The following is a 25,953-nucleotide window of genomic DNA, read 5'->3' as shown; positions in this document are numbered from 1 at the left end:
GTAGCTCCGCTACGAGGGCGCCCCGGCCGCACGCCGATCGCACGCACCGGACGACCCGGCCTGATCCGACGCGAATTGTCAGACAGGCCCTAGCCGCCCCGCCCCCCCCAGACCCAGCCCCCACGCCTTCCCCCGACGACGTACGGAACGGCAGCACACCATGGACAAGCACACTCAGACCGCCCGGGACCTGCTCCCGCTGGTCGGCGGCGCGCACAACGTCACCTCGGTCGCGAACTGCATCAGCAGGCTCCGGCTCGGGATCGCGGACCCCTCGAGGATCCGCGCACAGGAGATCAAGGACCACCCGGCCGTGATGGGCGTCGTCGAGGACGACACGTACCAGATCGTCCTCGGCCCGGCGGCGGTCGGCCAGGTCGCGACCGCGTTCCAGCGGCTGGTCGAGGACGAGCGCGCCACCGCCCCACCGCCCCCCGGCACCGACACCGGCGCCGGCGCCAGTGCCGACTCGCTCGCCGCCAAGGGCGCGGCGATGAAGGCGGACCAGAAGCGGAAGAACGCCACCAAGGGCAAGCTCTTCATCCGCAAGATCGCCAACATCTTCGTACCGCTGATCCCCGCCCTCATCGCCTGCGGCGTCATCGCCGGAGTCGGCGGCATCCTCAACTCCATAGCCCTGTCCAGCGGTTCCGACGCCCTGTCCGGCGTCATCCCGATCACCACCGCGCTCGCCCAGGGCTTCATGTCCCTGATCGCCGTCTTCGTCGGCTACAACGCGGCCAAGGAGTTCGGCGGCACCCCCATCCTCGGCGGAGCCGTCGCCGCGATCGTCGTCTACCCCGGCGTCGCCAACATCACCAGCACCTTCTTCGGCGAACTCAAGCCCTCCCAGGGCGGTGTGCTCGGCGCCCTCGCCGCCGCCGTCCTCTGCGCCTACCTCGAACGCTGGGCCCGGCGCTGGGTCCCCGACGCCCTCCAGGTGCTGCTCGTCCCCACCATCGCCGTCTTCCTCTCCGGACTCGTCGCCCTCCTCCTGCTCATGCCGCTCGCGGGCACCATCGCCAACGGCATCGGCGACGGCGCCACCTGGCTGCTCACCCACGCGGGCGCCGGCGCCGGCGTGGTGCTCGGCGGGCTCTTCTCCTCGCTCGTCATGCTCGGCCTGCACCAGGCCCTCATCCCCATCCACACCACCCTCATCGAGCAGCAGGGCTACAGCGCCCTCTACCCGATCCTCGCCATGGCCGGCGGCGGCCAGGCCGGCGCGGCCCTCGCCGTGTACTTCCGGGCCCGCCGCAACACCTCCCTGCGCCGCACCATCAAGTCCGCCCTCCCGACCTGCGCCCTCGGTGTCAGCGAACCGGTCATCTACGGCGTGACGCTCCCGCTGGTGCGCCCCTTCATCACCGCGGGCGTCGGCGCGGCGGTCGGCGGCGGCATCGTCGGCCTCTTCAGCCAGCTCGGCGTCACCACCGGCTCGACCGCGATCGGCCCGGCCGGCCTGGTCCTCGTCCCGCTGCTCGACGGCAGCAAGGGCATCGGCCCGGCGGCCCTCATCTACACCGGAGCGTGGCTGGTCGCCGCCGGTGTGGCCTGCGCGGTGACGTACTTCTTCGGCTTCTCGAAGTCGATGCTGGCGGACCTGAACACGGACCCGGAGCCCGCCGGGACCACCACCCCCGCACCCGCGCCCGCGGACCGGCTCCAGGAGGAGCCCGCCCCGGACCGGGACCGCACCCCGGCCACCCTCTGACCCGCCCCGCCCCTTCCATGGCCGCGCGTCCGCACCGCCCCACGGCGGCGGGCGCGCGGCCGGCCCGCTCCGCCGAACCCCGAGGAACCCGACCCATGGGACCGACGCTCACCCCGCGCCGCCGCCACCGCCCGGCCGACCCCTACGACACCGGCGAGGAACCGGACCCCCGCTTCACCCTCGCCAACGAACGCACCTTCCTCGCCTGGCAGCGCACCGCCCTCGCCCTGATCGCGGGAGGCATCGGCATCGAGGCCCTCACCGCGCACTCGACGGAGCGCGACCTCCTCGCCGTCTTCCTCGTCCTGGCCGGCGTGGCCTGCGCCGTCACGGCCCTGCGCCGCTGGTCCGCCGCCGAACGCGCGATGCGCACGGGCCGCCCGCTGCCCCGCTTCCGCGCGGCGCTCGCCTTCCCCGCCGCGATCGCCGCCGCGGGGGTGCTGGTCATCCTGATGGTCGTCCGGTGAAGCCCCCGCCGCCCCACGCCCCCTGGGACCCCGGCCTCCAGCCGGAGCGCACGGCCCTGGCCTGGAACCGTACGGCCCTGGCGGCGGCGGTCGGCGCGCTCGTCCTGGCCCGGCTCCTCACCCACCACCACCCGGTGGCCGCCACGGTGGCCTTCCTCACCGTCCCGCCGTGCGCCCTCGCCCTCCTCGCGCTCACCGCCCGCCGCGCCCGGCGCACGGACCACCGCCTCCGCACCGGAGCCCCGCTGCGCCCGGGCGCGCTCCCGGCGGCACTGACCGCGGCGGTGTGCCTGGTGGGCGTCCAGGCCCTGATCTGGATCATCCTGAACTGACCCCGGGACCACGCCCGTTCCCCCCGCTCCCCACCGGCCACATCCGGCCACCACCCGCCCCGGACCCGCCCCCGGCCCGCGTACAGTGACCCGCCGATCTCCACCGGCGGCCCGTGTGAGGGGAGAGGGATGACGAGCGGTACGGACGGACGAGGACCCGGCCCGGCGGCTGCCGGCCGAGCGTTCCTGGACCTGAACGGCGCGATGACGGACGTGTACGCGGCAGCCCTGGCCGCCCACAGGGAACGGATGCTGGCGACGACGCCGATCGTCCTGGCGCTGTTCGACGGCGGGGGCGGCCGGATGCTCCTGCACCGGCCGGGCCGCCCGACCGAGGCGGCGCCCCCGGTGCCCGTGGCCTACCAGTACCTGAAGGCGGTCGCGCACAGCGCCGTCGCCGTCCACCACATGGCCCGCCCCGGGGACGGACTTTCGGCCGACGACCCGGGCGCGCCGTCCCGCTTCGCCGCCGCCCACCGCCGCGCCCTGGCGGCCCTCCCCACCCTCCCGCTGGACGCGGCGGACGCCCGCACGGCGGGCGTCGTGCTCGCCCTGAACGGCGACCTGCTCGCCGGCGCGGACGACGACGGCGGGCCGCCCGCCGAAGCCCGCGCCGAGGCCCACGCACGGGCGTGCGCCCCGCACCTCGTCCGCCTGATCGACCGGGCGGCGGCGCTCCAGGTCGCGCACTGGATGACGGTGCTGGACGGCTGGCGCACGTCCCTCGGCGCCTCCTGGGACGGCGTGTACGCGGCCGTGAACACCCTCTACGTCACCCGCCGGAAGAACATCCTGTTCACGGCCCTCGCCCAGTTCATGGGAGAGGACGCCATCGGCGAGCGGCTGCTACTCCTGGAGACCTCGGACTTCACCACCACCCCCGACCACCTGCTCGACCTGCTCGCCAGGATCACCGGCGACCGCGAACTCGGGCACGCCTTCTTCGGCCACGGCCGCGTCATGGACGTCGAGATCCTCGGCGACGCGGCCAAGGAGGCCATCCGCGCCGAGACCCGCCGCCGCGGCATGCGGCCGGTCCTGCCCGCCGCCGCACCGTACGACTCGACCGAATGGCCCTGGCCCACCGACCCGGCCGACGGCACGGCCCCCGCCACCCTGCCGGAGCTCCTCACCGGGCCCGCACCGGCACCGCCCCACCCGACCGGCCTCCCACCTGCCCAGGAGCGCGCGGGCACGCCCCCGGTCGGCGGGGCGGCGGGAAGAGATGAGAGGGTCGGGCGGTGAGCGAGACACCTACGAACATCCTGCAATACCGCACCGACGGGCGAGAGGACGCGCCCGTACTGGTCCTGGGGCCGTCCCTCGGTACCACCTGGCACATGTGGGACCGGCAGATACCGGAGCTCACCCGCGAGTGGCGGGTCGTCCGCTTCGACCTGCCCGGGCACGGCGGCGCGCCCGCGCAGCCCGCCGGTTCGGTCGCCGAGCTCGGGGACCGGGTCCTCGCCACCCTCGACGAGCTCGGCGTCCAGCGCTTCGGGTACGCGGGCTGCGCGCTCGGCGGCGCCATCGGGCTCGACCTCGCCCTGCGGGCCCCGCACCGGGTGGCGTCGCTCGCCCTGGTCGCCACCTCGCCCCGCTTCGGCACCGCCGACGAGTTCCGGCAGCGCGGGGTCATCGTGCGGACCAACGGTCTGGAGCCCATGGCCCGCGCCGCGCCCGAGCAGTGGTTCACCCCCGCCTTCGCCGCCGCCCAGCCCGCCATCGTCGACTGGGCGGTGCAGATGGTCCGCACCACCGACCCCGGCTGCTACATCGCCGCCTGCGAGGCCCTCGCCGTCTTCGACGTCCGCGAGGCGCTCGGCCGGATCGGCGTCCCCGCCCTCGTCCTGGTCGGCGCCGACGACCAGGTCACCGGCCCGGCCGAGGCCCGCACCCTGGTCGCCGGGATCGCCGACGCGCCGCTCGCCGTCGTCCCCGGCGCCTCCCACCTGGCCCCCGTCGAGCAGCCCGCCGCCGTCACCGAACTGCTCGTCGGGCACTTCGCCGGGCTCGCCCAGGACACCGGCTCGCTGAACGCCCCGCCGCTGCCGCCCGTCCCCGCCGCCCCGGCCGCCGCCCCCGGCGAGAGCGCCCCGGCCGCCGCAGAGGCCGAGGAGACCGCCGCGCCGCACCCCGACCCGTACGAGGAGGGGCTCAGGCTGCGCCGGGAGGTGCTCGGCGACGCCCATGTGGACGAGGCGCTCGCCGACGGCTTCGGCGACGGGTTCCAGCGCCTGTTCACCGGCTTCGCCTGGGGCGAGGTGTGGAGCCGCGAGGGCCTCGACCGGCGCACCCGCAGCGCCGTCACCCTCGCCGCGCTCATCGCGGGCGGCCACCCGGAGGCCCTCGCCGACCACACCCGGGCCGCGCTGCGCAACGGGCTCACCCCGGACGAGATCCGCGAGGTCCTCGTGCAGACCGCCGTCTACTGCGGGCTGCCCGCCGCCGAGAGCGCCCTGCGGGTCGTCGGCCGGGTCGTCGAGGAGGACACCACGCCGCGGCCCTGACCGGCCTATGGTGGAGGGCGTGAAGCTGACGAAGAACACGCACGCCTGTGTCCGGCTGGAGAAGGACGGGCGGTCGCTCGTCATCGACCCCGGCGCGTTCACCGAGCGGGACGCCGCGCTCGGCGCGGACGTCCTGCTCGTCACCCACGAGCACCCCGACCACTACGACGAGGGGCTGCTGCGGGCCGCCCTGGAGGCCGACCCGGCCGCCGAGCTGTGGACCCTGCGGAGCGTCGCCGAGCAGCTGGCGGCGGCGTTCCCGGGCCGGGTGCACACCGTCGGGCACGGCGACGCCTTCAGCGCCGCCGGCTTCGACGTCCAGGTGCACGGCGAGCTGCACGCCGTGATCCACCCGGACATCCCGAGGGTCACCAACGTCGGCTATCTGGTCGACGGGGCCGTCTTCCACCCCGGCGACGCCCTCACCGTCCCCGACCACCCGGTGGAGACCCTGCTGCTGCCGGTGATGGCCCCCTGGAGCAAGATCTCCGAGGTCATCGACTACGTGCGCGAGGTCCGGCCGGTCCGCGCCTACGACGTCCACGACGCCCTGCTCACCGACCTCGCCCGGCCCATCTACGACCGCCAGATCGGCGCCCTCGGCGGCACCGACCACGGGCGCCTCGCCCCGGGGAGCTCGGCCGAGCTCTGAGCCGGATCCGGGTGACTGTCAGTGGGCGCGGCTAGGCTTGCGCCCATGCGCATCGCCACCTGGAACGTCAATTCGATCACGGCCCGCCTGCCCCGGCTGCTGGCCTGGCTGGAGAGCACCGGCACCGACGTGCTGTGCATCCAGGAGACCAAGTGCACCGCCGAGCAGTTCCCCGCCGAGGAGCTCCGCGCGCTGGGGTACGAGTCGGCGGTCAACGCCACCGGCAGGTGGAACGGGGTGGCCCTGCTCTCCCGGGTCGGCCTGGAGGACGTCGTCACCGGGCTGCCCGGCGGCCCCGAGTACGAGGGCGCGCAGGAGCCCCGGGCCATCTCCGCGACCTGCGGCGGCGTCCGCGTCTGGTCGGTCTACGTGCCGAACGGGCGGGAGGTCGAGCACGACCACTACGCGTACAAGCTGCGCTGGCTCCAGGCGCTCAGGGACGCCGTCGCCGAGGACGCGGCGGGCGCCCGCCCCTTCGCCGTGCTCGGGGACTACAACATCGCGCCGACCGACGAGGACGTCTGGGACATCGCCGAGTTCGAGGGCCTGACCCATGTCACCGAGCCGGAGCGGGCGGCGCTCGCCGCGCTGCGCGAGACGGGGCTCGACGACATCGTGCCCCGCCCGCTGAAGTACGCCCACCCGTACACCTACTGGGACTACCGCCAGCTCCGCTTCCCCAAGAACAAGGGCATGCGCATCGACCTGGTCTACGGCAACAAGCCCTTCGCCGACGCCGTCAAGGACGGCTACGTCGACCGCGAGGAGCGCAAGGGCAAGGGCGCCTCCGACCACGCCCCGGTCGTCGTCGACCTCGACGTGTGATCCACACCCCGGACGATCCCCGCGTGCCGGGTGGTGGACCGGCACGCGGCGGTGCGACGCTGTTCGGATGAACATTCCTTTTCTGGACAACTGGCGCAAGAAACATGATGCGGGGCGTTCCCCCCTGGTCTCGGCCTTCGACCGGGACCCGGAGGGGGCCGCCGAACTGCTCGCCGAGTGCGAGCTGCTGCGCGCCCGCGCCGAGGACGCCGGAGTGGAGCTCGACGACACCCCCCGCTCCCTCGCGGCGCTCGACCAGCTCCCGCCGCGCTGGCGCGACGACCCCGAGGAGCTGCCCTGGATCGGCAACGACGCCGGGCTCTACCTGGGCACCGTCATCGTCCGCACGGTCCGCGCGGCCGGCTGGCGGCTGCGCCCCGACGGGCAGCCGGTCGTGCTGCTGCCCTCCGGGCGCGAGGTGGACGTGGTCGGCGCCGGGCTCGACTGGGCCGTCACCGGGGCCCCCGAGCTCTCCCAGGTGTACGCGGAGTCGGCGGAGCGCTGACCCCCGCCCAGGGCCCCTCCCGGGCCCCCGGCCGGCCCGCCCGGCGGCCCCCGCGCCGGTCCTTTCGGCGTACATACGGCTTATCTCGCTTATGCCGTTTCCATGCGTGTCGCCGGTGAAGTCCCTTTTCGAGCTGGATAGTTTGCGCTGACCTCGACACCAGCCGAGAGACACAGGGGCAGGGCAGCGTATGGCCGTCGGCGATGATCCGTTGATCGAACTGCGTAGTGTCAACAAGCACTACGGCAGCCTGCACGTCCTGCAGGACATCGATCTCACCGTCGGACGCGGCGAGGTGGTCGTCGTCATCGGCCCCTCGGGCTCCGGGAAGTCGACGCTCTGCCGGGCCATGAACCGCCTGGAGACCGTCGAGTCCGGCGAGATCCTCATCGAGGGGGAGCCGCTGCCCGAGGAGGGCAGGGCGCTCGCCCGGCTGCGCGCCGAGGTCGGCATGGTCTTCCAGTCCTTCAACCTCTTCGCCCACAAGACCGTCCTCGCCAACGTCTCCCTCGCGCAGATCAAGGTCCGCAAGCGCAAGCGCGAGGAGGCGGACCGGCGCTCCCGCGAACTCCTCGAACGGGTCGGACTCGCCGCCCACGCCGACAAGTTCCCCGCCCAGCTCTCCGGCGGCCAGCAGCAGCGCGTGGCCATCGCCCGCGCCCTCGCCATGGACCCCAAGGCACTCCTCTTCGACGAGCCCACCTCCGCCCTCGACCCCGAGATGATCAACGAGGTCCTGGAGGTCATGCAGCAACTGGCCCAGGAGGGCATGACGATGGTCGTCGTCACCCACGAGATGGGCTTCGCCCGCTCCGCCGCCAACCGCGTGGTCTTCATGGCCGACGGGAGGATCGTCGAGGACCGCGCCCCCGAGGACTTCTTCACCGCGCCGCGCAGCGAGCGCGCCAAGGACTTCCTGTCCAAGATCCTCAAGCACTGACCGGACCGGGAGCCATGCAGCGTACGAAACGAACCCTCGCCGCGCTCACCCTGCTGCTCGGCTCCGCGGCGGGCTGCGGACGGGAGGGCAGCCCGCCCGTCAAGGGCCCCAAGCCCGGCCAACTCCCCGTCTACCAGGTCCAGTCGGGCTTCACCCTGCCCGACTCGCCGACCTGGGAGCGGGCGAAGCGGCGCGGCCACCTGGTGGTCGGCGCCAAGGAGGACCAGCCCTACATGGGCGAGAAGGACCCCGCCACCGGCACCTACTCGGGCTTCGACATCGAGATCGCCCGGATGATGTCCGCCTCGCTCGGCTTCGACCCCGCCGGCATCAGCTTCCGCACGATCGCCTCCGCCAACCGCGAGACCGCCCTGCAGAACGGCCAGATCGACTACTACGTCGGCACCTACACCATCAACGACAACCGCAAGAAGCTCGTCGGCTTCGCCGGTCCCTACTACATGGCCGGCCAGTCGCTGCTGGTGCGCACGGACGAGAACGACATCCACGGGCCGCAGGACCTCGACGGCAAGCGGGTCTGCTCGGCCGCCGGATCGACCCCGTACCAGCGCATCCAGAAGGACTACCCGAAGGCCCAGCTCGTCGCGTACGACACGTACTCCGTCTGCGTCGACAACCTGCTCACCTACCAGGTCGACGCCGTCACCACCGACGACACCATCCTGATGGGCTACGCGGCCAAGGTCCCCAAGGAGCTGAAGCTGGCCGGGAAGCCCTTCTCCAAGGAGCCCTACGGCATCGGCGTCCCGCACGGCGACACCGCGCTGCGCTTCGCCCTCGACGACGCCCTCGCGGTCCACGAGAAGAACGGCGACTGGAAGCGGGCCTACGACGTGACCCTCGGCCTGTCCGGGGTGCCCGCCCCGACCCCGCCCCCCATCGACCGCTACCCGGCCGGCTGAGGAAGGAGCACCGCCCCGACATGGACGTCCTGACCAAGAACTTCTCCACCTACGGCGAAGGCTTCCTCGGCACCGTGGAACTCACCTTCTACGCCTCGCTGCTGGCCCTCGCCCTCGGCTTCCTCATGGCCTCCTTCCGGGTCGCCCCGGTCGGCTCCTTCCGGGTCTTCGGCACCGTGTGGGTCGCCGTGCTGCGCAACACCCCGCTCACCCTGCTGTTCTTCGCGGTGATGCTGGGCCTGCCCCGCTTCGGGCTGGTGCTGCCCTTCAAGCTGTTCGCGATCCTCGCGCTGGGCTGCTACACCTCGGCCTTCGTCTGCGAGGTGCTGCGCTCCGGCATCAACACCGTGCCGCTCGGCCAGGGCGAGGCGGCCCGCAGCCTCGGCATGAGCTTCGGGCAGACCCTGGGCGCCGTCGTCCTGCCGCAGGCGTTCCGCTCGGTCATCCCGCCGATCGGCTCCACCCTCATCGCGCTCGCCAAGAACTCCGCCATCGCCGGGGCCTTCAGCGTCACCGAACTCCTCGGCACCTACAAGACCCTGAGCGAGCTCGGCTACAACATCGTCTGGACCTTCGTCTGGATCGCCGTGGGCTATCTCATCATCACCCTCGCCATCAGCGCGCTCTTCCACTGGCTGGAGAAGCGCTGGGGAGTCGCCCGATGACCACCACCGCCACCGCCGTCTCCTCTACCGCGCTCTACGACATCCCGGGCCCCCGCGCCCGCAAGCGCCACCTGCTGTACGGGCTGCTGTCGACCGCCGTCATCCTGGGCCTGGCCGGCTGGATCCTCTATCTCCTGTTCGACACCGGCCAGTTCACCGCCACCAAATGGGCGCCCTTCACCTACAAGGGCATCCAGGAGCTGCTGCTGCGCGGCCTCGGCAACACCCTCAAGGCATTCGCGTACGCCAGCGTGCTCTCCCTCGCGCTCGGCGCGGTGCTGGCCGCCGGGCGGCTCTCCGAGCACCGGGTGTTCCGCTGGAGCTGCACGGTCCTGGTGGAGTTCTTCCGGGCCATGCCGGTGCTGGTGATGATCTTCTTCATCTTCGTGGCCCTCAAGGTGCAGCCGCTGCCCGCGCTGGTGGCCGGGCTCGCCCTCTACAACGGCTCGGTGCTCGCCGAGGTCTTCCGCACCGGCATCCACGCGGTGGCCCGCGGCCAGGGCGAGGCGGCGTACGCGCTCGGGATGCGCAAGACCCAGGTGATGACGTACGTCCTGGTGCCGCAGGCGGTGCGGGCCATGCTGCCCGCGATCATCAGCCAGCTCGTGGTGGCCCTGAAGGACACCTCGCTCGGCTACCTCATCACCTACGAGGAGTTCCTGCACGCCGGCAAGCTGATCGCGTCCAACCTGGACTACGACCTGCCGTTCATCCCCGTCGTGATGGTCATCTCGCCCATCTACATCGGGATGTGCATGCTGCTCTCCTGGTTCGCCACCTGGGTGGCCAGGCGGGAGCGGCGCAGTCCCCGGACCAAGGCCGTGGACGTCGCCCCCGCCCGGCCGGTCACGGTGCTGCCGGGCCGGGAGTAGCCCGCCCCGCACGGGCCCTGCCCGTCCGGCGGCAGCCGGTGATCACTCCGCCCGCAGCGGTACCGACACGTACGACGGGTCGGCCGCGGGGGAGGAGAAGGTCAGCTGCGCGCCGGTCGGGTTGTGCTCGATGTAGAGCGGGTCGACGGTGTCGACGACCAGGGCGAGCCGGTGTCCGGCGGGCACGTCGTACGCGGTGGAGAACAGGTCCAGGTCGACGCCGAAGGACTTCCCCGGCGTCCGGTCGTGGAAGGTGTACGGGGCGTTGGTCACCAGCTTGCCGACGCCCAGCGGGCCCACGTCGTAGAGGTAGGCGACGAAGGTGCCGCTCGACGCGGTCGGGGTGACCGTGGTGTGCAGCCGCGCCGTGCCGCGCACCCGCTGCGGCTCGCCGTACCGCTCGGACTGCCAGACGGCGGCGAAGGCGCGGGGGAGCAGCGGGATCGAGGCGGTGGGCGGCGCCTGGAAGAACTGGTCGAGGAGGTTGGACAGCATCACGAGGCCGCCGTTGGCGCCGGAGTCCACGTTGGCCCACAGGTGCTCGGAGCCGGTGAGCGCGAACTTCCGCTGGTTCGCGTTGACGGACTTCCAGTCGGCGTAGCCCTCGTAGCCCGCGTCGGAGCGCGGCTTGAGCTGGACCGGCTGCTCGCGGTCCACGCCGTTGTCGGCGCCCTTGAGGTAGTGGTCGAACCAGCGCCGGGTGCTGGTCCAGGTGTCGTTGGGCAGCCCGAGCAGTCCGGTGGCCTCGGCGGTGGCGTGGTCGCCGGGGCGGAACTCCAGCCGCTTGGGGCCGCTGAGCTTCTCGTAGAAGCTCGCGAACTGGTTGGGCGGGAAGATCGTGTCGCCCCAGGCGTTGCCCAGCATGACCGCCGGGCGGTTGGTGTTGAGCGCGTCCAGGTAGGTGGCGGCGGAGCGCTGCCGCCCCCAGGCGATCATCTCGTCCTCCTTGTCCAGGTTGGAGGAGAGGAAGTCGCCCAGGATCTCCTTGAGTTCGGGTCCGGGGCGGCCGGTGAGGTAGCCGGCGCCGCCGAGCAGGGCGGCGGCCTGGAGGTGCTGGGTGCGCCCGCTGTAGATGGAGTCGATGAGGTCGGCCCAGCCGCTGAGCGCCGCGACGGCCTTGATCCGCTTGTCGTGGGCGGCGGCGAGCAGGCTGATCCCGGCGCCGTAGGAGACACCCGCCATGCCGACCTTGGCGGGGTCCGCCGGGGTGTTGGCCAGCGCCCAGTCGATGACCAGGGAGGCGTCGGCGATGTCCTTGGGGCCGGCGGTCTCGATCTCGCCGCCCGACTGCCAGAAGCCGCGCGAGTTGTAACTGACCACGACGTAGCCGGAGTCGGCCAGCTTCTGGGCCTGGGCCAGGTACTCGACCTGGGGCATGGCCCAGCTCGTGGGCAGCACGATGACGGGGTGGCGGGCCGAGGCGTCGGCGCCCGCCGGGGTGACGACGTTGGCCTTGAGGACGGTGCCGCCGTCCCCGGCGATGTCCACGAAGCGGAGGGTGGCGGCGGTTCCGGCGGCCTGGGCGGCGGGGGCGAGCCCGAGGGCCGTCCCGGCGACGAGGGCGGCCGAGACGGCGAAGGCCAGGGCTGTGCTGCTGCGCACGGGGCACTCCTCACTGGTTCACTGATGGGGGGCAGTGAAAGTGACCCGACGGTAACCGGGGCGGCTTACTTGAGGTAACCGCCCGGTAAGTTACGCGAGGGTAACGATTGGTGACGCCTCGCCTACCGCAGCGCGCTCTTCGTCTGCCACTCCGCCCACGAGAGGTTCCACTCGCCGTAGCCGTTGTTCAGCGCCTGCGTCCCCTTGGCGTCCGAGCCGGTGATCTCGAACGGGTCGCCCACCTGGACCTGGTCGTACACCGACCTGGCGTTCGCGTCGCTCATCCCGATGCAGCCGGAGCTCTTGTTGGCGTTGCCGAAGTAGGCGGCGTTCCACGGGGCCGCGTGCGCGTACATCCCCGACCAGGTCAGCCGCATCGAGTAGTCGACCATCTTGTCGTACGCGTCCCCGAGCCCCACCGTCTCCGAACGCATGTTGATGGTGCCCTCCTTGGCCATCAGGACCGTCTTCCCGCGCCAGGACGCCTTCTCGCCGCCCGGCGTGCCGGCCGACATCGGCACGTCCGCCACCTGCCGCCCGTCCCGCAGCAGCCGCAGCCGGTGGGCGTCCAGGTCGATCTTCACCACCTGGCTCTTCCCGATGGTGAAGCCGGTGGTGTAGTCGCGTACGAACCAGCCGCCCGCGCCCGAGTCGATCCCGTTCAGGTCCGCGTCCAGGGTCACCTTCGTGCCGGGCTTCCAGTACTCCTTCGGGCGCCAGTCGATCCGGTCCTTGCCCGACCAGTCCTGCATCCAGCCCCAGGAGCCCACCGTGCCGTTCGAGGTGGTCACCTTCAGGTGCCGTTCCACCTCCGCCCGGTTCTTCACCGGGTGGTCGAAGACGATCGACAGCGGCTGGCCGATGCCGACCGTGGTGTCCTTCCCGGGCGCCAGGGACAGCTTGTTCACCTTGTCGGCGGGCGCGGTGCCGAAGGTGGCGGTGGCGCTGCCCTTCTCCCCGATCCGCGCCGTCACCGAGTACGCGGTGCCCGGCGCGGCCGGCCGCTCCGAGGTCCAGCTCGCCCCGTCGGCGGCCAGCTTGCCCGCGAGCGTGCCGCCCCGGGAGTCCGTCACCGTCACCTGCTTCAGCGTCTGCCCCTCCGACGCCTTCACCACGACGGGCGTGCCCGGAGCCGCCTTCGTCCCCGTCAGATTGACCGAGATGCGGGCCGGGGGCTCCTCGGCCCCGGCGCCGCCCGGCCCGCCCGTGCCGCCGGACCCACCGGAACAGGCCCCGAGCGTGAGCGCGAGGGCGGTGGTGACGAACAGGGCGGGCAGGGGTATGCGACGCAAGGGGAACGACCTCCGGTGATGATCTCTTACGGAGGAAGAGAGTCACCCTGCCGGGGGATGGTTCCGAAAATACGGACTATTTCGGGGATGTCGGATGTGAGATGGGCGATACGGGCCCGCCGGACAGCCCCGCCGCCTCCGCGAAGTCCCGCCGCGCCTCCCCGTACCGCTTGAGCGCCAGCAGGAACATCGCCCGGTCCGCCAGCGCCCGCGCCGCCGTCGCCCGGGTCGCCGCCCCGCCGTCGTCGGGCAGCGCGCGGGCGAGCGCGATCCCCTCGTCGTACGAGGGGAGCAGCGCCGCGCCGTCCCGGGGCCCGCAGAACTCCCAGCGCATCGCCCGCCGCACGGTCAGCCGCCGCTGGACGACGACCGCTTCCGGCGGCCCGCCCGCCGCCGCAGCCGCCCTCTCCAGCTCCGGGACCGACGCGGACCAGGCGGCCCGCACGTCGGGGGACCAGCCGTGCCCCGCGTACGTGCCGAGCGCCGGCACCGGGGCCCCGGGTGTCGCCGCCGGTTCGTCCCGCCGCCCCGACAGGGCGAACAGGGTGACCCAGGTGGCCCGGATGTCGCTCCAGCTCACCGGCTCGCCGCCCGCCGCGAGCCGGTCGAGCGCGTCGGAAGCCTCCCGCCGGGCCGTCGCCGCCTCCGCGGGCCGGTCCGCGTCGGCCAGCATCCCCGCGTAGTGGTGCAGCAGCCACACCAGCACGGCCAGCGGGGCGCGGTCCGCCGCCGCGCGCCGCCGCTTCCCGTCCACCAGCCGCCCGAACACCTCAAGGGCCCGCTCCGTCCGGCCCGCCGCGTCGAGCTCCGCCGCCCACCCGATCAGCGTCCAGTCGGAGACCTCGGAGACCTCGGACGCGCCCGGTGCCCCCGGGCCCGCCGCTGCGGCGCCGCCGAGCCGCAGCTCGTGCAGCTCCGCCGCCTCCGCGTGCCGCCCGTCCTCCGCCAGCACCGTGGCGAGGCGCCCGTACGCCCCCGTCTCCGCCAGCTCCGCGCACACCGCGCGGCCCTCCTCGCGCCGCCCCGCCGCGAACAGCTCGTGCTCGTACGCGCCGAGCGCCGCCCGAAGGGCCCGCGCCCCGCGCGGGGAGTCCCCGGCGCACCGCCTCGCCGCGGTCGCCGCCTCCTCGGCCAGCGCCAGCCGGTGCTCCGGCACGTCCGTCCGCCGGCGGTGGCCGAGCAGCGCCTCCGCGAGCCTCGGCGCGTACGCCCGCGGGCTCACCTCGGCCAGCACCCGGTACGCCCCCAGCGCCCGCCACGGGTCCAGCTCCCCCGACGCCAGCAGCAGGACCCGCGCCCGCAGCACCGCTTCGTGATCGAGATTCCTCATGTGCCCCCTGTTCTCCGTCCGTTGCACGACGGAGATTCTGGGATCCGCCGGGCACCCCGGACAAGGCTCCCGAACTGTGCGTTCCGTCCTACGAAAAACACGGCTGACCTGTCATGATGGTGACGTCTTCACCCCGACGGGAGGCCCGGTGAGGGAAGCGAGCGGCACACCCGACGTCTTCGACCCGAGGCTCTACGCGGACGGCATCCCCCACGCGCGCTTCCGCGCCCTGCGCGACCACCGCCCCGTCGCCCGCCAGGACGAGTACGAGGTGCTCGGCTGGCCCGCCGGACCCGGCTTCTGGGCGGTCACCCGGCACGCCGACGCCACCCGGGTCCTCAAGGACCCCGGCACCTACTCCTCGTACCTCGGCGCCACCCAGCTCCGCGACCCGGACCCGGCGGACCTGCCGTTCATCCGGCGCATGATGCTCAATCAGGACCCGCCGTACCACGGGCGGTTGAGGCGCCTGGTCAGCCGCGCCTTCACGCCGGCCCGCACCGCCCGCTTCGCCGACACCGCCCGGCGGCGGGCCCGCGAGCTGCTCGGCGCGGCCCGCGAGGCGGGCGGCGAGACCGATCTCGTACGGGCCGTCACCGACGACTACGCCCTGCTCAACCTCACCGACCTGCTCGGCGTCCCGCCCGCCGACCGGGGGCTGCTGCACACCTGGACCGAACGGGTCATCGCCTACCAGGACCCGGACGAGCCGCCCGTCCTGGACGCCGCCGGACGCCCGGTCAACCCCCGCTCACCGGCCATGCTCGCCGACATGTTCTCCTACGCCCAGGAGCTCGCCGCCCACAAGCGCGCCCGGCCCGCCGACGACGTCATGACCGTGCTCGCCCACTCCGAACTCCGCGACGCGGAACTGGAGATGTTCTTCTTCCTGCTCACCGTCGCGGGCAACGACACCGTCCGCGCCGCCGCCCCCGGCGGGCTGCTCGCCCTCGCCGGGCACCCCGGCGAGCGGCGGCGGCTGTGGGACGGCGAGGTCGACGTGGACACCGCCGTCGGCGAACTCCTGCGCGTCCACCCGCCCGTGCTGCACATCCGGCGCACCGCCGCCCGCGACACCGAGCTCGCCGGGGTGCCGATCGCGGCGGGCGACAAGGTCGTGGTCTTCCACGCCTCCGCCAACTTCGACGAGCGGGTCTTCGCCGACCCGTACGGCCTCGACCTCGGGCGCGGCCCCAACCCCCAACTCGCCTTCGGCGACGGCCCGCACGTCTGCCTCGGCGCCCACTTCGCCCGGCTCCAGCTGCGGCTGCTGCACGAGGAGGTGCGGGTCGCGTGCGCGGAGCTGGAACCGGCGGGAGCGCCCCGGCGGCTGGTCTCCAACTTCATCAACGGGATCAAGTCGCTGCCGGTGAAGGTCGGCTGGCGGGACTCTCCGGCCGCTCCCCGGGCGTGAGCGCCTGCCGGGTCACGTCGGCCACGAGCTCGACGACATCGGGGCCGTACGCCTGCGAGTTGACCACCCTGAGCAGCAGCACGAAGGAGCCGCCCCGGTGGCCGCGCGCGAGCCGCCGGTGGTGCCGGGCCAGATAGCGGGTGGCCGCCTGGTTGGTGATCGCCCGCTGGCCGCAGAACAGGAAGACCGGACGCCCGCCCTCGCCCGCGGTGATCCGGGCGAGCAGCACGTACTCGCTGACCCCCGGCTCCATCAGGTACCGCTCGCCGCCGATCCGTATCGCCCCGCGCTCCTCGACCGGCTCCCGCTCCACGCTCATCGACAGGCCCGGCAGCAGCGAGGAGAGGTGGGCGGCCGTGCGCCGGTTGGAGCCGGGGCCGCCGACGCAGAACTCGGTGCGGTCCCCGAAGCCGAGCCGCGCCAGGTCGTGCTGCACGATCTGCGCGTGCGCCCCGCAGTCCTTGATGAGCGCGGCCAGTTCGAGCAGCGCCGAGACGTCGAAGCGGTGCACGGCCCCGTCGTTGCCCGCCTCCCGGTTGACGACCAGCAGGCACTCCGAGTGGCTGGGCAGCCCGAAGAACGCCTGCTTGCGGCGGAGCCGGCGCCGCCAGAGATGGGTGCGGGTCAGCCAGCCCAGGGAGCCGCTGACCCCGGTCGCCAGCACGCCCAGCACGATGTTGCGCAGGTCCTCGTTCATGGGCGCGCATGGTAGCGGGGGAGCGGCCGGTTGTTCGAGACGGCGGACGGGCGGGGACGAGCGGGGGACGTACGGGGGGCGTACGGAGGAGGCGGCGGTGGGCGGGGCCGGGGCGCGGCGTTCGCGTGAAGGTCCTGTTGCGGGCCGGACGCGCTCCTGACGGCGGGCGGGGCCAGAAGTTACGCTGCGCGGACGGCTGTTGACTGGAGGTACGGATGCGGTCTCGGACGCGGTGGACCACCGCACGGAAGCTGTCGGTTCTCGCCGTCGCGGCGACGGTCCTGTCGGTGGGCGCCGCCGCCCCGCCGACGGCGGCCGGGCACGGCGGGCCGCCCGCCAAGGTGCCCGTCGCCAGCGGCTGGGGCGGGGCGGTGTCCAGCGTCGACGCGGACGCCTCCGCCGCCGGGATCGAGGTGCTGCGCAAGGGCGGCAACGCGGTGGACGCCGCCGTGGCCGTCGCCGCCGCGCTCGGCGTCACCGAGCCCTACTCGGCGGGCATCGGAGGCGGCGGCTACTTCGTCTACTACGACGCCAAGTCCCGTACGGTGCACACCGTCGACGGACGCGAGACCGCGCCCCGCTCCGCCGGGCCGGACCTCTTCGTGGAGAACGGCGCGCCCATCCCCTTCGAGGAGGGCCAGACCAGCGGACGCGGCGTCGGCACCCCCGGCACCCCCGCCACCTGGGAGACCGTCCTCGACGAGTGGGGGAGCAGGCCGCTGGGCCGGCTCCTGGAGCCCGCCGAGCGGCTGGCCCGGGACGGCTTCACCGTGGACGCGACCTTCCGCTCCCAGACCGCCGCCAACGAGGCCCGCTTCCGGGACTTCCCCGACACCTCGCGGCTCTTCCTGCCCGGCGGCCAACTGCCGGTCGTCGGCGCCACCTTCAAGAACCCCGACCTGGCGCGGACGTACGCGAAGCTGGGCCGCGAGGGCGTCGGCGCGCTCTACCGGGGCCCGCTCGCCCGTGACATCGTCAGCACCGTCCAGCACCCGCCGGTGCGTCCGGGCGCCACCCGGGTGGTCCGCTCCGGCGACCTGACCGAGCGCGACCTCGCCGCGTACGGGACGATCCGGCGCGCGCCCACGAAGGTCTCGTACCGGGGGCTCGACGTCTACTCGATGCCGCCCTCCTCCTCCGGCGGCACCACCGTCGGCGAGGCGCTGAACATCCTGGAGAACACCGACCTCTCCGCCGCCTCGCAGGCCCGCTACCTGCACCGCTTCATCGAGGCCAGCCGGATCGCCTTCGCCGACCGGGGCCGCTGGGTCGGCGACCCCGCCTTCGAGGACGTGCCGGCCCGCGGGCTGCTCTCCCAGCGCTTCGCGGACTCCCGGGCCTGCCTGATCCGCGACGACGCCGTCCTCACCAGCCCGCTCGCCCCCGGCGACCCGCGCCACCCGGCGCCCTGCGCGAGCGGCGGGACGGCGGCGCCGACCACGTACGAGGGGGAGAACACCACCCACCTCACCGTCGCCGACAAGTGGGGCAACGTCGTCGCGTACACCCTCACCATCGAGTCGACCGGCGGCAGCGGCATCACCGTCCCGGGCCGCGGCTTCCTGCTCAACAACGAGCTGACCGACTTCTCCTTCGCCCCGGCCAACCCGGCCGTCCACGACCCCAACCTGCCGGGTCCCGGCAAGCGCCCCCGCTCCTCCATCTCGCCGACGATCGTCCTCGACAAGACCGGCCGCCCGGTCCTCGCGCTCGGCTCGCCGGGCGGGGCGACCATCATCACCACCGTGCTCCAGACCCTCACCGGCGTCGTCGACCGGGGGCTGCCGCTGGTCGACGCCATCGCCGCGCCCCGCGCCAGCCAGCGCAACCAGGCCACCACGGAGCTCGAACCCGCGCTGTGGAACAGCCCGTTGCGCGCCGAGCTGGAGGCGATCGGCCACGGCTTCCGGCAGAACCCGGAGATCGGCGCCGCGACCGGCGTCCAGCGCCTCCCGGACGGCCGCTGGCTGGCCGCGGCGGAGCCCGTCCGCAGGGGCGGCGGCTCGGCGATGGTGGTGCGGCAGGGGCCCTGAGCACGGGCGCCACGCGGGGCGGCTCCCGGCGGCGACGCCCCGGGACAGGTCCTAGAGCGCCGTCAGGATCCGCGGGCCCTCGTCGGTGACGGCCACCGTGTGTTCGGCGTGGGCCGCGCGGGAGCCGTCCAGGGTGCGGATGGTCCAGCCGTCGGCGGCTGTGTAGTGGTCGTCGCGCCCGCCGCCGATCAGCATCGGCTCGATCGCCAGCACCATGCCGTGCCGCAGCTGCATCCCCCGGCCCGGGCGTCCCTCGTTGGGGATGTCCGGGCCCTCGTGCATCGAGCGGCCCACGCCGTGCCCGCCGAGGCCGTCGGGGATGCCGTACCCGGCGCGGCGGCAGACCCGGCCGACCGCGTGGGCGATGTCGCCGATCCGGTTGCCCACCCGCGCCGCCGCGATCCCCGCCTCCAGCGCCTCGTACGCCGTGTCGATCAGGCGGGTGTCGGCGGGCCGGGCCGCGCCGACCGTGAAGCTCACCGCCGAGTCGCCGACCCAGCCGCCGAGGACCGCCCCGCAGTCCGCGCTCACCAGGTCGCCGTCGGCGAGCCGGGTGCCGTCCGGGACACCGTGCACGATCGCGTCGTTCACCGAGAGGCAGACCACCGCCGGGAAGGGCACCGGGGCCCACTCCGGGTGGTAGTCGAGGAACGGCGAGCCCGCCCCCGCCCCGGCCAGCACCTCGCGGGCCGCCCGGTCCAGTTCGCCGAGGGTGACGCCGGGCGCCGCCTTCTCCCGTACGGCCGCGAGGGCCTGGGCGACGACCCGCCCCGTCTCGCGCATCGCGAGCAGATTCTCTTCCGTCTTGATCTCCACCATGCCAATTACTATACCGGTATTAGAATGGGTGGCATGGTACGCACCCCTCTCACCCCGGAAGAGCGCGAGCGCGGCGAGCGCCTCGGCACCCTGCTGCGCGAGGCCCGCGCCGCACGCTCGATGGCCGAGGTCGCCGCGGCGGCCGGACTCTCCGCCGAGACCCTGCGCAAGATCGAGACCGGCCGGGCCCCGACCCCCGCCTTCTTCACCGTCGCCGCCCTCGCCGGCGTGCTCGGGCTCTCCATGGACGAGCTCGTGACCCGCTGCGCGCTCGTCGTCGTGTAGCGCGCCCGGCGCGGAGGGAGGAGCCTGGAAGCAAGGGCGGCCGGGTGCGCCGAGCGCGTTTCGGAGCCTCCCGCCCGGAGCCTCCCGCCCTGCCGGGAAAGGCCGTGTCATGCGCATGTTGCTGAAGATCCAGATGGACACCCCGGCCTCCAACGAGGCCATCAAGCGGGGCACCCTCCAGGGGACGATGGAGAAGGCGCTCGACCGACTGCGCCCCGAAGCCGCGTACTTCACCGTCGAGGACGGCTGCCGGACGGCCTATCTCTTCTTCGACCTGGCCGACCCGTCCGAGCTGCCGGTGATCTCCGAGCCCTTCTTCATCGGGCTCGGCGCCCGGATCCACTACTCGCCGGTCATGACCCCCGACGACCTCCGCAAGGGGCTGAGCGCGATCCAGGCGGACGGCTGACCCGTCCTGGCCCCCGTTCCCGTCCCCCGTCCCGTCCCCCGTCCCTCCCGTCTCCGCCGTCCCTGCTGTCCCCGCCGCCCCCGCCCGACAGGGCGCTCCCCGGTGGCCTAGCAGCGGATGCGGGACCCGGGGCCCCGGGCCACCGTGGACGCGTGAACCCTCGTCAGACGCGTCTCGCCCTCACCGCCGCCGCCGGCTGCGCCGCGCTGCTGCTCGCCGCGACCGGCTGCGGCTCGGGCCCCGGGGCCCCCAAGGCCGCCGCGCCGCCCGCGGGCACCGCGCCCGAGCACTTCCGGCACCCCGGCGTCCTCGTCGGGGGCGCCCAGCTCGCGGCCGTCCGCGCGCACGTCGCCGCCGGACGGGAGCCGTGGAAGTCCGCGTACGAGGAGATGGGCGCGAGCAAGTACGCCGCCCCCGACTACACCCCGCACCCCGCGAAGGTCGTCGCCTGCGCCTCCAACGCGGGCACCGACGCCTGCGTCGCCGAGCGCGAGGACGCCATCGCCGCCTACACCCAGGCCCTCATGTGGACGGTCTCCGGCGACACCGCGTACGCCGACAAGGCCGTCGAGATCATGGACGCCTGGTCGAAGACGGTGAAGGAGCACACCCGCGACGACGCCGACCTCCAGACCGCCTGGTCGGGCTCCTCCTGGGCGCGCGCCGCCGAGATCGTGCACGCCGGCTACCCCGTCTGGAAGGCGCCCGAGGTGCAGCGCTTCAAGTGGATGCTGCGCAAGGCGTACCTCCCCGACGTCACCGCCAAGGTCCCCGACTACAACGGGAACTGGGAGCTGGCGATGACCGACGCCGCCATCGGCATGGCCGTCTTCCTGGAGGACCGCACGGTCTACGAGGACGCCGTCCGCCGCTACCGCGCCCGCGTCCCCGCCTACTTCTACCTCGCCTCCGACGGCGCGCTGCCCAAGCGCCCGCCCGGCGGCACCATCGACACCCCCGACGAGCTCGCCACCTACTGGTTCGGCCAGCGCACCTACCGCGACGGCGTCGGCCAGGAGACCTGCCGCAACTTCATGCACATCGGCTACTCCCTCGCCGCCACCGCCCACATCGCCGAGACCGCCTGGCACCAGGGCCTGGACCTCTACCGCGAGGAGGCCGACCGGCTCACCGCCGCCCTGGAGTTCCACTCCCGCTACCAGCTCGGCGAGGCCGCCCCGCGCTGGCTGTGCGGCGGCAAGGTCACCCGCACCATGGGCCCCGACGTCGAGGTCGCCCTCAACCACCTCCAGGGCCGGATGCGCCTGAACCTCCCGCAGACCGCGAAGCTCGCCCGCAGCCAGCGCCCCGGCGGCACCGACGACCTGTTCGTCGCCTGGGAGACCCTCACCCACGCGGGCAACCCGACTCCTGCGTAGGCTCCCGGGCATGACGCCCGACACCCCCCGCACCCCCCTCCCCGACGAGCTGCGCCACGGCCGCTACGTCAGCCTCACCACCTTCCGCGCGAACGGCACCGGGGTCGCCACCCCCGTCTGGTACGCGGTCGACGGCGACGAGCTGTACGCCTGGACCCGCACCGACTCCTGGAAGGTCAAGCGGCTGCGCCGCGACCCCCGGGTCGTCGCCGCCGTCTGCGACGTGCGCGGCAACGTCGCCGACGGGGCCGAACGGGTGGCAGGCACCGCCCGGCTGGTCACGGGGGAGGAGCTGCGCCGGGTGCGCCGGCTGCTCTCCCGCAAGTACACCTGGCAGTTCTGGGCCGTCGACTGGCCCGCCACGCTCGCCCGCCTCGGCAAGCGCCCGCACACCGGGATCGTCGTGAGCTTCCCGGGCTCCTGACCGAAAACCCTGCGTAGCCGTCCCGTAACACGACTGCGGTCCAATGCCCCCAACGCCCGCGGAGGCGGACCGAAAGGCAGTGGGATGACGGTGCATCAACTTCCGGTGGAGTTCGTCGCGTTCGCCGGCTGGCTCAGCGAGCTGGCCGGGCGCCTGCGGCCCGGCGGGGGCTGGTACGGGGTCTTCGCCGCCCGCGACCCGGAAGGGCTGCGCGCCTGCTTCGAGGGTACGGAGCTGCCGCCCTGGGACGTCGTCGAGTCCCTGCTCCAGGACCTCGGCGAACCGCCCGGCGCGCCCCGCGCGGTGCGCGGCCGGGCCCTGCACCGCGCGGCGGCGGTCGCGCACGACCGGGCGCCGGGCGCCGCGGCGGCGCTCACCGCCCGCCGGGAGCTGATGGAGCACGAGGCCCACCGCGCCGGGACCCGGGTCCGGGAGCTCGCCGCGAGCCCCGGGCCCGAGCTGGCCTGGGCCCGCGACGACCTGGCCCGCGCCCGGGCCCGCGTCGCCGAACTGACCGCCCGGCTGGCCCGCGTGGCGCCGCGCGCGACGCACCCCGGCGCGCCGCCCGGACCCGGCCCGGCCCCCGCCCCCGCCCCGGCTCCCTCCTCGGGCAAGGGCCGCCCGCGCGGCGCGCGGTACGCGTGGCTGGACGGCGAGGGGGCGGGCGGCGAGGGCGGCGGGGCCCCGGTCGTGGTGCCGGGGGAGCCGGCGCTGCCGGTCGGCGGGGCGCTCCCGCGCGGCGCGCGCTTCGGCGGCGCCCTCCTCGCCCCGGAGCCCACGCCCGCGCCCGCCCCCGCCGCCGACCCCGGGCAGGCCGCCCGCGCCGCCGCCAACGCCGTCTACGCCCTGCGGCGGCTGCGCGCCCAGGGCCGCGGCGGCGACGCCCACGGGCTGCTCTGCGAGGCGCTGGCCGGCCCGCCCGGCTGGCTGCCCGCGCTGGCCGACGAGCTCCACCGGGCCGGCCTCGCCGCCGACTGGGCCACCCTGCTGTGGGAGGCCGCCTCGCTGCCCCCGGCCCGGCTGGCCGCCGTCGCGGGCGCCCTCGCCGACGCGGGCCGCCCGCACGACTGCGAACAGCTCCTCCGGCAGGGGGTCGCGCGGCCCGTCGAGGAGCTGGCGGGCGCCTGCGCGGCCCTGTTCGCCGAGGGGCACGAGCCGGAGGCGCGGGCGCTGCTCGCCGCCTTCCTGCGGGTCCGCGCCCCGGAGGACGCGGCCCGGCTGGCCGCGCTCGACCCGTCCGCCCTCACCCCGCACCTGCTCGCCGCCGCCCGCACGGTCTCGCCGTCCCGCGCCCGGGACCTGCTGCACGCGCTCCGGGTCGCCGGGCTGGCCTGAGGCGGCGGGCCGGGGCGGTGGCCCCAGGTGGCCACAGGCGGCCGACCAGGCGGTGGCTGCGGTGGCGTGCGCCGACCGACCAGGGCGGTGGCTCCGGCGGCCCGAGGCGGCCGATCAAGGCGCTGGCCTGCGAAAACGATTCGATCGACGGCTCCGCGTACCGGAGAATACCGGCATGTCCACGCAAGAGACCCTCACCCGCATAGACGCCGACCTCGCCGCCGGCCGTGTCCCCATGGCGCGCCAGCGCCTGCGCGGCCTGGTCGGCTCCTTCCCCGCCGATCTGGCGCTGCGCCGCAGGCTGGCCGAGGTCTACCGGCTGTACGGCGAGCCCGCCGAGGCAGGTCGCTGGGCCTACCTGGAGGAGGACCGGGACCCGGCGGAGACCGCCGCCTTCGAGGCGCGCTTCCACGCCCCGGGCCACCGGATGAAGGCCCTGGCCTGGCGCGGACCCGAGGACGCCGCCGGGACGCCCGTCGCGCGGGCGCGGCTCGCCGAGGTGCGGGAGGAGTGCTCCCGGGCCCTGGGGCGCCCGGTCCACTGGGACACGCCGCCGGACGAACTGCTGGAGCCGGCGCCCGAGCCCGCCGAGCGCCGGACGACGGCCGGGGACATCGCGTCCGGCGTCGGCTGTCTGCTCGCGGCGCTCGCGGTGCTCGCGCTCTGGGTGAACGGGATCGTCGCGCTCTTCGACTGAGGCCGGGAGACCGGGAGGCAGGGAGACCGAGAGGCCGGGGACCGGGCGCTCGCACGGGCGCCTCGGAGCACGGTCCAGGCGCTCGCACAAGAACGCGAACGGCCGTAAACGGACGTGTCGGTACGTGTCCGACGTGGACCACTCGGGTATGAAACATGATCGACTCCGCCGGTTCACGGCAGTGGTCTTGCTCCGGGCTGTGACGGGGCTTACGTTCTCCTCCTACGCACCGCGTCTACGTGCGTAGAGGCTCTCTGACGCCGTGCCGAAGGAGCAGCTCATGACCGACGTCGTACGCGCCGCGCTCGTCCAGGCGACCTGGACCGGCGACACCGAATCCATGATCGCCAAGCATGAGGAGCACGCCCGCGAGGCGGCCCGGCAGGGCGCCAAGGTCATCGGATTCCAGGAGGTGTTCAACGCCCCGTACTTCTGCCAGGTGCAGGAACCGGAACACTACCGCTGGGCCGAGCCGGTGCCCGACGGGCCGACCGTGAGCCGGATGCGGGAGCTCGCCCGGGAGACCGGGATGGTGATCGTGGTCCCCGTCTTCGAGGTCGAGGGCGCCGGGTTCTACTACAACACCGCCGCCGTCATCGACGCCGACGGCAGCTACCTCGGCAAGTACCGCAAGCACCACATCCCGCAGGTCAGGGGCTTCTGGGAGAAGTACTACTTCCGCCCCGGCAACGCCGGGTGGCCCGTCTTCGACACCGCCGTCGGCAAGGTCGGCGTCTACATCTGCTACGACCGCCACTTCCCCGAGGGCTGGCGCCAACTCGGCCTCAACGGCGCCCAGTTGGTCTACAACCCGTCGGCCACCTCGCGCGGCCTCTCCGGCTACCTCTGGCAGCTCGAACAGCCCGCCGCCGCCGTCGCCAACGAGTACTTCGTCGCCGCCATCAACCGCGTCGGCCAGGAGGAGTACGGCGACAACGACTTCTACGGCACCAGCTACTTCGTCGACCCGCGCGGGCAGTTCGTCGGCGAGGTCGCCTCCGACAAGGCCGAGGAACTCGTCGTCCGCGACCTGGACTTCGGCCTCATCGAGGAGGTCCGGCAGCAGTGGGCCTTCTACCGGGACCGCCGCCCCGACGCGTACGAGGGGCTGGTGCGCCCGTGAGCAGCCTGTACGACCGCCACCGCGCCGTCATCCCCGACTGGGTCGCCCTCTACTACCGGGACCCGCTCGAGATCACCCACGGCGAGGGCCGCCACGTCTGGGACGCCGAAGGCAGGCGCTACCTCGACTTCTTCGGCGGCATCCTCACCACGATGACCGCCCACGCGCTGCCCGAGGTCACCAAGGCCGTCGCCGAACAGGCCGGGCGGATCATCCACTCCTCCACCCTCTACCTCAACCGCCCCATGGTGGAGCTCGCCGAACGGATCGCCGCCCTCTCCGGCATCCCCGACGCCCGCGTCTTCTTCACCACCTCCGGCACCGAGGCCAACGACACCGCCCTGCTGCTCGCCACCGCGTACCGCCGCTCGAACCAGATCCTGGCGATGCGCAACAGCTACCACGGGCGCTCCTTCTCCACCGTCGGCATCACCGGCAACCGCGTCTGGTCGCCCACCGGCCTCTCCCCGCTCCAGACCCTGTACGTGCACGGCGGCGTCCGCCACCGGGGTCCCTACGCCGACCTCACCGACGAGCGGTTCACCGACGCCTGCGTCGCCGACCTCGAAGACCTCCTCGGCCACACCCGCGACGTCGCCGCCCTCATCGCCGAACCCATCCAGGGCGTCGGCGGCTTCACCTCCCCGCCCGACGGCCTCTACGCGGCCTTCCGGCGCGTCCTCGACCGGCACGGCATCCTCTGGATCTC

Annotated in this window: 27 protein-coding genes; 22 read left to right on the top strand and 5 right to left on the bottom strand. The window is 73.9% G+C overall.

The genetic code is table 11. From position 1 onward, the window contains the following. The first annotated feature begins 160 nt into the window (after positions 1–160). The 12 genes from AB0C99_RS36180 to AB0C99_RS36125 all read left to right on the top strand — a co-directional run bounded on the left by AB0C99_RS36180 (position 161) and on the right by AB0C99_RS36125 (position 10,405). Positions 161–1,714: a PTS transporter subunit EIIC gene (locus tag AB0C99_RS36180; protein WP_362484196.1), complete on the top strand. Its 1,554-nt coding sequence runs from the start codon at positions 161–163 to the stop codon at positions 1,712–1,714. 95 nt (positions 1,715–1,809) lie between these two features. After that, positions 1,810–2,181, top strand: coding sequence for a DUF202 domain-containing protein (locus tag AB0C99_RS36175; RefSeq protein ID WP_362484194.1), 372 nt, complete (start codon positions 1,810–1,812; stop codon positions 2,179–2,181). Further along, complete coding sequence (locus AB0C99_RS36170; protein WP_362484193.1) at positions 2,178–2,513, top strand: DUF202 domain-containing protein; 336 nt, start codon at positions 2,178–2,180, stop codon at positions 2,511–2,513. Before AB0C99_RS36175 ends, AB0C99_RS36170 begins: the two co-directional genes overlap by 4 nt. Positions 2,514–2,642: 129 nt before the next feature. Next, positions 2,643–3,758, top strand: a complete 1,116-nt coding sequence (locus AB0C99_RS36165) for a hypothetical protein (protein WP_362484191.1) — start codon at positions 2,643–2,645, stop codon at positions 3,756–3,758. Beyond that, a complete protein-coding gene (locus AB0C99_RS36160; protein ID WP_362484189.1) occupies positions 3,755–5,023 on the top strand; it encodes an alpha/beta fold hydrolase in 1,269 nt (422 codons plus the stop codon). The genes AB0C99_RS36165 and AB0C99_RS36160 overlap by 4 nt, the downstream gene beginning before the upstream one ends. A 7-nt stretch (positions 5,024–5,030) precedes the next feature. Next, positions 5,031–5,675 (top strand): MBL fold metallo-hydrolase, encoded by a 645-nt coding sequence (locus AB0C99_RS36155; RefSeq protein WP_362484187.1) that lies wholly within the window; start codon positions 5,031–5,033, stop codon positions 5,673–5,675. 45 nt (positions 5,676–5,720) lie between these two features. Continuing rightward, positions 5,721–6,500, top strand: a complete 780-nt coding sequence (locus AB0C99_RS36150) for an exodeoxyribonuclease III (RefSeq protein ID WP_362484186.1) — start codon at positions 5,721–5,723, stop codon at positions 6,498–6,500. Positions 6,501–6,567: 67 nt separating this feature from the next. Further along, positions 6,568–7,005, top strand: coding sequence for a DUF6278 family protein (locus AB0C99_RS36145; protein ID WP_362484184.1), 438 nt, complete (start codon positions 6,568–6,570; stop codon positions 7,003–7,005). A 190-nt stretch (positions 7,006–7,195) separates the two neighbouring features. Then, positions 7,196–7,945 (top strand): amino acid ABC transporter ATP-binding protein, encoded by a 750-nt coding sequence (locus AB0C99_RS36140; protein ID WP_362484182.1) that lies wholly within the window; start codon positions 7,196–7,198, stop codon positions 7,943–7,945. A gap of 14 nt (positions 7,946–7,959) precedes the next feature. After that, positions 7,960–8,868 (top strand): glutamate ABC transporter substrate-binding protein, encoded by a 909-nt coding sequence (locus tag AB0C99_RS36135; RefSeq protein ID WP_362484180.1) that lies wholly within the window; start codon positions 7,960–7,962, stop codon positions 8,866–8,868. A gap of 20 nt (positions 8,869–8,888) precedes the next feature. Beyond that, on the top strand, positions 8,889–9,533 hold the full coding sequence (locus AB0C99_RS36130) for an amino acid ABC transporter permease (RefSeq protein ID WP_362484178.1): 645 nt from the start codon (positions 8,889–8,891) through the stop codon (positions 9,531–9,533). Beyond that, positions 9,530–10,405, top strand: coding sequence for an amino acid ABC transporter permease (locus AB0C99_RS36125; protein ID WP_362484176.1), 876 nt, complete (start codon positions 9,530–9,532; stop codon positions 10,403–10,405). The genes AB0C99_RS36130 and AB0C99_RS36125 overlap by 4 nt, the downstream gene beginning before the upstream one ends. 42 nt (positions 10,406–10,447) lie before the next feature. On the opposite strand, the gene AB0C99_RS36120 is transcribed toward AB0C99_RS36125, so the two are convergent. From AB0C99_RS36120 to AB0C99_RS36110, 3 genes are all read right to left on the bottom strand, one after another. After that, a complete protein-coding gene (locus AB0C99_RS36120) occupies positions 10,448–12,007 on the bottom strand; it encodes a CocE/NonD family hydrolase (RefSeq protein ID WP_362484174.1) in 1,560 nt (519 codons plus the stop codon). A 122-nt stretch (positions 12,008–12,129) separates the two neighbouring features. Next, on the bottom strand, positions 12,130–13,299 hold the full coding sequence (locus AB0C99_RS36115; RefSeq protein ID WP_362484172.1) for an Ig-like domain-containing protein: 1,170 nt from the start codon (positions 13,297–13,299) through the stop codon (positions 12,130–12,132). A gap of 76 nt (positions 13,300–13,375) precedes the next feature. Further along, a complete protein-coding gene (locus tag AB0C99_RS36110) occupies positions 13,376–14,629 on the bottom strand; it encodes a hypothetical protein (RefSeq protein WP_362484170.1) in 1,254 nt (417 codons plus the stop codon). A 148-nt stretch (positions 14,630–14,777) separates the two neighbouring features. Here AB0C99_RS36110 and AB0C99_RS36105 point away from each other — a divergent pair, with 148 nt between their 5' ends. Beyond that, positions 14,778–16,043 (top strand): cytochrome P450, encoded by a 1,266-nt coding sequence (locus tag AB0C99_RS36105; protein ID WP_362484168.1) that lies wholly within the window; start codon positions 14,778–14,780, stop codon positions 16,041–16,043. On the opposite strand, the gene AB0C99_RS36100 is transcribed toward AB0C99_RS36105, so the two are convergent. Further along, a complete protein-coding gene (locus AB0C99_RS36100; protein ID WP_362484166.1) occupies positions 15,985–16,740 on the bottom strand; it encodes a hypothetical protein in 756 nt (251 codons plus the stop codon). The genes AB0C99_RS36105 and AB0C99_RS36100 overlap by 59 nt on opposite strands. 215 nt (positions 16,741–16,955) lie before the next feature. Between AB0C99_RS36100 and ggt the strand changes: the two genes are divergently transcribed. Beyond that, complete coding sequence (gene ggt, locus AB0C99_RS36095; RefSeq protein WP_362484164.1) at positions 16,956–18,773, top strand: gamma-glutamyltransferase; 1,818 nt, start codon at positions 16,956–16,958, stop codon at positions 18,771–18,773. A gap of 51 nt (positions 18,774–18,824) precedes the next feature. Here ggt and map read toward each other — a convergent pair whose 3' ends face one another. Further along, positions 18,825–19,592 (bottom strand): type I methionyl aminopeptidase, encoded by a 768-nt coding sequence (gene map, locus AB0C99_RS36090; protein WP_362484162.1) that lies wholly within the window; start codon positions 19,590–19,592, stop codon positions 18,825–18,827. Positions 19,593–19,625: 33 nt separating this feature from the next. Between map and AB0C99_RS36085 the strand changes: the two genes are divergently transcribed. From AB0C99_RS36085 to AB0C99_RS36050, 8 genes are all read left to right on the top strand, one after another. Beyond that, positions 19,626–19,877 (top strand): helix-turn-helix transcriptional regulator, encoded by a 252-nt coding sequence (locus AB0C99_RS36085; protein WP_362484160.1) that lies wholly within the window; start codon positions 19,626–19,628, stop codon positions 19,875–19,877. 109 nt (positions 19,878–19,986) lie between these two features. Beyond that, positions 19,987–20,286: a hypothetical protein gene (locus tag AB0C99_RS36080; RefSeq protein WP_362484159.1), complete on the top strand. Its 300-nt coding sequence runs from the start codon at positions 19,987–19,989 to the stop codon at positions 20,284–20,286. Between the two features lie 152 nt (positions 20,287–20,438). Next, positions 20,439–21,665: an alginate lyase family protein gene (locus AB0C99_RS36075; RefSeq protein ID WP_362484157.1), complete on the top strand. Its 1,227-nt coding sequence runs from the start codon at positions 20,439–20,441 to the stop codon at positions 21,663–21,665. A gap of 10 nt (positions 21,666–21,675) precedes the next feature. Next, positions 21,676–22,089: a PPOX class F420-dependent oxidoreductase gene (locus AB0C99_RS36070; protein WP_362484155.1), complete on the top strand. Its 414-nt coding sequence runs from the start codon at positions 21,676–21,678 to the stop codon at positions 22,087–22,089. A gap of 84 nt (positions 22,090–22,173) precedes the next feature. Then, positions 22,174–23,424 (top strand): UL36 very large tegument protein, encoded by a 1,251-nt coding sequence (locus AB0C99_RS36065; RefSeq protein WP_362484153.1) that lies wholly within the window; start codon positions 22,174–22,176, stop codon positions 23,422–23,424. Between the two features lie 175 nt (positions 23,425–23,599). Further along, positions 23,600–24,121, top strand: a complete 522-nt coding sequence (locus AB0C99_RS36060) for a DUF6584 family protein (RefSeq protein ID WP_362484151.1) — start codon at positions 23,600–23,602, stop codon at positions 24,119–24,121. Between the two features lie 280 nt (positions 24,122–24,401). Continuing rightward, positions 24,402–25,244 carry a nitrilase-related carbon-nitrogen hydrolase gene (locus AB0C99_RS36055; protein WP_362484149.1) on the top strand — a complete coding sequence of 281 codons (843 nt, stop codon included), beginning with the start codon at positions 24,402–24,404 and terminating at the stop codon, positions 25,242–25,244. Then, positions 25,241–25,953 (top strand): aminotransferase class III-fold pyridoxal phosphate-dependent enzyme (locus tag AB0C99_RS36050; RefSeq protein WP_362484147.1); only part of this gene is annotated, 713 nt, incomplete at its 3' end. The genes AB0C99_RS36055 and AB0C99_RS36050, both read left to right, overlap by 4 nt.

The sequence above is a fragment of the Streptomyces sp. NPDC048659 genome (assembly GCF_040650575.1).
GTDB lineage: Bacteria > Actinomycetota > Actinomycetes > Streptomycetales > Streptomycetaceae > Streptomyces.
The sequence above is the reverse complement of the archived record's forward strand: the minus strand, read 5'-3'. Positions and strand labels throughout refer to the sequence as shown.

Coding starts and splice junctions, on each gene's coding strand:
- AB0C99_RS36180 (WP_362484196.1), top strand. CDS start 161: ATGGACAAGCACACTCAGACCGCCCGGGACCTGCTCCCGCTGGTCGGC.
- AB0C99_RS36175 (WP_362484194.1), top strand. CDS start 1,810: ATGGGACCGACGCTCACCCCGCGCCGCCGCCACCGCCCGGCCGACCCC.
- AB0C99_RS36165 (WP_362484191.1), top strand. CDS start 2,643: ATGACGAGCGGTACGGACGGACGAGGACCCGGCCCGGCGGCTGCCGGC.
- AB0C99_RS36155 (WP_362484187.1), top strand. CDS start 5,031: ATGGTGGAGGGCGTGAAGCTGACGAAGAACACGCACGCCTGTGTCCGG.
- AB0C99_RS36150 (WP_362484186.1), top strand. CDS start 5,721: ATGCGCATCGCCACCTGGAACGTCAATTCGATCACGGCCCGCCTGCCC.
- AB0C99_RS36145 (WP_362484184.1), top strand. CDS start 6,568: ATGAACATTCCTTTTCTGGACAACTGGCGCAAGAAACATGATGCGGGG.
- AB0C99_RS36140 (WP_362484182.1), top strand. CDS start 7,196: ATGGCCGTCGGCGATGATCCGTTGATCGAACTGCGTAGTGTCAACAAG.
- AB0C99_RS36135 (WP_362484180.1), top strand. CDS start 7,960: ATGCAGCGTACGAAACGAACCCTCGCCGCGCTCACCCTGCTGCTCGGC.
- AB0C99_RS36130 (WP_362484178.1), top strand. CDS start 8,889: ATGGACGTCCTGACCAAGAACTTCTCCACCTACGGCGAAGGCTTCCTC.
- AB0C99_RS36125 (WP_362484176.1), top strand. CDS start 9,530: ATGACCACCACCGCCACCGCCGTCTCCTCTACCGCGCTCTACGACATC.
- AB0C99_RS36110 (WP_362484170.1), bottom strand. CDS start 14,629: ATGAGGAATCTCGATCACGAAGCGGTGCTGCGGGCGCGGGTCCTGCTG.
- AB0C99_RS36100 (WP_362484166.1), bottom strand. CDS start 16,740: ATGAACGAGGACCTGCGCAACATCGTGCTGGGCGTGCTGGCGACCGGG.
- ggt (WP_362484164.1), top strand. CDS start 16,956: ATGCGGTCTCGGACGCGGTGGACCACCGCACGGAAGCTGTCGGTTCTC.
- map (WP_362484162.1), bottom strand. CDS start 19,592: ATGGTGGAGATCAAGACGGAAGAGAATCTGCTCGCGATGCGCGAGACG.
- AB0C99_RS36085 (WP_362484160.1), top strand. CDS start 19,626: ATGGTACGCACCCCTCTCACCCCGGAAGAGCGCGAGCGCGGCGAGCGC.
- AB0C99_RS36080 (WP_362484159.1), top strand. CDS start 19,987: ATGCGCATGTTGCTGAAGATCCAGATGGACACCCCGGCCTCCAACGAG.
- AB0C99_RS36070 (WP_362484155.1), top strand. CDS start 21,676: ATGACGCCCGACACCCCCCGCACCCCCCTCCCCGACGAGCTGCGCCAC.
- AB0C99_RS36065 (WP_362484153.1), top strand. CDS start 22,174: ATGACGGTGCATCAACTTCCGGTGGAGTTCGTCGCGTTCGCCGGCTGG.
- AB0C99_RS36060 (WP_362484151.1), top strand. CDS start 23,600: ATGTCCACGCAAGAGACCCTCACCCGCATAGACGCCGACCTCGCCGCC.
- AB0C99_RS36055 (WP_362484149.1), top strand. CDS start 24,402: ATGACCGACGTCGTACGCGCCGCGCTCGTCCAGGCGACCTGGACCGGC.